Source organism: Endozoicomonas sp., assembly GCF_051008435.1.
Taxonomy (GTDB): domain Bacteria; phylum Pseudomonadota; class Gammaproteobacteria; order Pseudomonadales; family Endozoicomonadaceae; genus Endozoicomonas_A.
This window is the reverse complement of sequence record NZ_JBPCXO010000124.1, coordinates 1-3,420: the sequence shown is the minus strand read 5'-3', so window position 1 is coordinate 3,420 and position 3,420 is coordinate 1. Positions and strand designations below refer to the sequence as shown.

The 3,420-nt window shown below is 53.8% G+C and carries 4 protein-coding genes; all 4 read left to right on the top strand.

Going from position 1 to position 3,420, the window contains the following annotated elements; all coding sequences use genetic code 11:
* Positions 1 to 198: 198 nt before the first annotated feature.
* Genes ACR2PX_RS05765 through ACR2PX_RS05750 form a run of 4 tightly spaced genes read left to right on the top strand, consistent with a single transcriptional unit; the run spans position 199 to position 3,332 of the window.
* Positions 199 to 399, top strand: coding sequence for a phage head-tail joining protein (locus tag ACR2PX_RS05765; RefSeq protein WP_433998412.1), 201 nt, complete (start codon positions 199 to 201; stop codon positions 397 to 399).
* The gene (locus ACR2PX_RS05760) at positions 400 to 1,899 is read left to right on the top strand and encodes a phage portal protein (protein ID WP_433998411.1); all 1,500 of its coding nucleotides are present in this window, start codon (positions 400 to 402) and stop codon (positions 1,897 to 1,899) included.
* Positions 1,871 to 2,905, top strand: a complete 1,035-nt coding sequence (locus ACR2PX_RS05755; protein ID WP_433998410.1) for a head maturation protease, ClpP-related — start codon at positions 1,871 to 1,873, stop codon at positions 2,903 to 2,905. The genes ACR2PX_RS05760 and ACR2PX_RS05755 overlap by 29 nt, the downstream gene beginning before the upstream one ends.
* A 46-nt stretch (positions 2,906 to 2,951) precedes the next feature.
* Positions 2,952 to 3,332, top strand: a complete 381-nt coding sequence (locus ACR2PX_RS05750) for a head decoration protein (RefSeq protein WP_433998409.1) — start codon at positions 2,952 to 2,954, stop codon at positions 3,330 to 3,332.
* The last annotated feature ends 88 nt before the right edge of the window (positions 3,333 to 3,420 follow it).

Sequence of the window (3,420 nt, the reverse complement as noted above, 5' to 3'; positions counted from 1 at the left end):
CTGTCGAGTCTATGCGTTAACTGCAGTGCGTATCTTGCAGCAACACCGTGGATTGGATCTCGAGCGACTGGCTGAACAGCGGCCAGAGCCGGAAGTCCAGATTGAACAAGAGCAAGCGGAAGCAGCGAACAAGCCCCGTCCCAGAAGAATGACACGCAGTGCCTACCTCAACGGATAACCGTCCTGAGTGATAAAAAAATGATTACGGATGCTGAATACCAGGCGCTGAAGCGGGCTGTATTGCTGCGCGAAACGCGCACGGTGGAGTTTGAAGGGCGCAAGGTGGAATACGCCAGCTTCTCTGAAATGGAACGACGACTGCAGGCCATTGAGCGGGAACTGATCAAACAGCAAAAGCGGCCCCGACAGTACGGTTTTTATTCCACCAAGGGAATTTGAATGAAGCTCCGACAAAGGATGGCCGGGTGGCTACTACCTGAGCTAAAAAACCTGGCCTATACCTCGGCAGGCCAAGGGCGGCGCAGTCAGAGCTGGCTGGCTCCTTCCAGTGGTCCCAACAACGCATTAAACGGCAATCTCGGTACCCTGATCAACCGCTCCCGAGCGGCGATTCGTAATGATCCCTGGGCCGCTTCCGGGTTGGAAAAACTGGTGGCTAACATTGTCGGCACCGGTATCAAACCCAAATCCGAAGCAGAAGACGATGCATTTCGTAAGCAGCTGCAACAGCTGTTTCTGACCTGGACCGATGAGTCCGATGCGGATGGTCAACTGGATTTTTACGGCCAGCAGTCATTGGCGGCGCGATCCATGCTGGAAGCCGGTGAGTGCTTTGTACGCTTTAGAACCCGTAAGCCCGGTGACGGTTTGAGTGTTCCTCTTCAGCTGCAATTGCTGGAGGCAGAGTTTGTGCCCTCGGATTACAACGACGATCTTAAAAAGGGTCGTAAGATCAGAGCCGGTATCGAGTTCAATGCCATTGGGCAGCGGGTGGCTTACTGGATGCATAAGCAACACCCTTCGGATTACACCACTCTGGATACTGCAGGTCTCCGTCGTGTGCCTGCGAACCAGGTGATGCATCTTTATGAACCCTTGCGGCCCGGTCAATTACGAGGCCAGCCATTGTTGTCACAGGTGTTGTTAAGGATGTTCCATCTGGACAAGTTTGACGATGCCACGCTGCTTCGGCAGGAAATCGCCAACCTGTTCACCGGTTTTATTACCAAGCCTTCACCGGAACAGGAAAAGGTTGATCCTCTGACCGGCAGACCCATTGTCTATGACTTGCAGGGAGTGCCCATGGTGGCCATGGAGCCGGGTACCATGCAGGAGTTGTCACCCGGCGAAGAGATTACGTTCAATACCCCTCCGGGAGCCGCCAGTAACTACCCTGACTTCATTCGACAGCAACTGATGGCGGTGGCGGCAGGGATGGGGCTGCCCTATGAAGTTTTGTCCGGTGATATGAAAGGCGTCAGTGATCGAGCACTTCGCGTTGTGTTGAATGAATTCCGTCGTCGTATTCAACAGATCCAGCACAACCAGATGGTCTTTCAGCTCTGTCGACCGGTCTGGAACCGCTGGTTGGAGATGGCGGTACTCAGTGGTGCGGTTTCGGCTCCTGAGTTCCATCGAAACCCATCGCAGTACAACCGAGTGAAGTGGATACCCCACGGTTGGGCCTACATCCATCCGGTGCAGGATGTTCAGTCCCAGAATATGGCGGTGCGCAGCGGTTTCAAGTCTCGTTCGGAAGTGGTGTCTGAGCAAGGCTACGACAGCGAGCAGATCGATGACGAAATCGCTGCCGACAATCGCCGGGCGGATGAACTGGAGTTGCAATACGACAGTGATGCCAGAGTTCAAGCACAAGAAAACCCTGTCACGGATGAGGATAAAACACCGGATGAACAAGAAACCGCTCAACAAAAATAGAGCCTGGTACGAACTAAAGGGAATTAGGAGTGTCGCGGGAGGACAGGAGTCCGGAGCGACCACGCTCAAAAACCAGTCCGGCCAGCCAGCCGAGCTGCTGATTTATGATGTGATTGGTGACTGGGCTGGCGTCTCAGCCCGGCAACTGGTTAGCACCCTCAAAGATATTGATGTCGATGAGATTACCGTTCGTATCAACAGCCCGGGCGGCTCTGTCTTTGATGGGGTGGCCATCTACAATGCCCTGCGTTACCACAAGGCCCATATCCACGTCCGGATTGAAGGGCTGGCCGCCAGTATCGCCAGTGTGATTGCCATGGCAGGCGACACGGTTCATATGGCTGAGAATGCCCTGTTGATGATTCATAACCCCTTCGGTTGGGTGGGCGGTGATGCTGGGGAATTACGCAAGATGGCGGATATGCTGGATAAAACCACGGAGGTGATTGCCCAGACTTATTGCAGTCGGTGTGAACTGGACCTGGACGCCATGTTCAAGCTGATGAATGACGAAACCTGGTTTACAGCGACAGAAGCAGAAGGCCATGGTTTGATTGATGTCGTTGATAGCCCGGTGAAAATGGCGGCCAGCTTTGATCTCTCCAGCTTTATGCATCCGCCACACCAGTCTGATCCTGAATCCAAAGAAGAGAAGGGTATCCATGCTTTGGCGGTGATGACACTGTGCAATCAGGCCGGTTACCCGGAAATGGCGGAACAGTTTGTCCGACAGCAGCAAGGCATCGAGGATGTAAAAGCCCGGCTGGCGGAGTGTGAAGCCATCAAGTCTCTCTGTACTGCAGCGCACTCACCGGATCGGGCCAGTCAGTATATCCAGTCAGGAAAGTCCAAAGAGCAGGTACGCACGGAACTGTTTGATCTGCTGGTGCAGGACGATGATGGCATTGATAACAGCCTGACCCCTAACCAGCAGGAACAAACTCTCAAGCCTTCCATTAATACCCAGGCCGTCTACCGCAAGCGCAACGGTCAGACGGTCACTTAACCCCTCACCTAATCTCACTATCCAACTCTCTCAAAGGAACTGAACCATGCCTGTGATGACAGAGCCGGTGCACGCTGGCGAATTTATCGTGTCCGAAGGAAACAACAGCATCAGCCGGGAGCTGGTTGAACTGGCTGCCGACTTGACACTGCTGCCGGGTACGATCCTCGGTAAGAATACATCCACGGATGTGTTTGGGCCACTTGATCCAGCGGCAGATACTGGCCTGCAAATGGCCTCCGGTGTGCTTTGGGAGCATGCCAGTACCGATGCTACAGGTGGGGAAGGTGTCATCATTGCCCGACTGGCTGAGGTGCATCAGGACTTACTGGTTTGGCCGGACGGCATCACCGACGAACAAAAGACCACTGCCGTCAGTGAGCTGAAATCACTGGATATCATTCTCAGAACAGGAGAGCAGGGATGAGCTTACTGGATATTTTTAACAACGACGCCTTCAGTCTCACCAGCCTGACCGCCACACTCAATGAACTGCCTTATAAACCAGGACGTAT

Excerpts from the sequence above, each read along its gene's own strand:
- ACR2PX_RS05765 (WP_433998412.1), top strand. The coding sequence starts at position 199 with ATGATTACGGATGCTGAATACCAGGCGCTGAAGCGGGCTGTATTGCTG.
- ACR2PX_RS05760 (WP_433998411.1), top strand. The coding sequence starts at position 400 with ATGAAGCTCCGACAAAGGATGGCCGGGTGGCTACTACCTGAGCTAAAA.
- ACR2PX_RS05755 (WP_433998410.1), top strand. The coding sequence starts at position 1,871 with ATGAACAAGAAACCGCTCAACAAAAATAGAGCCTGGTACGAACTAAAG.
- ACR2PX_RS05750 (WP_433998409.1), top strand. The coding sequence starts at position 2,952 with ATGCCTGTGATGACAGAGCCGGTGCACGCTGGCGAATTTATCGTGTCC.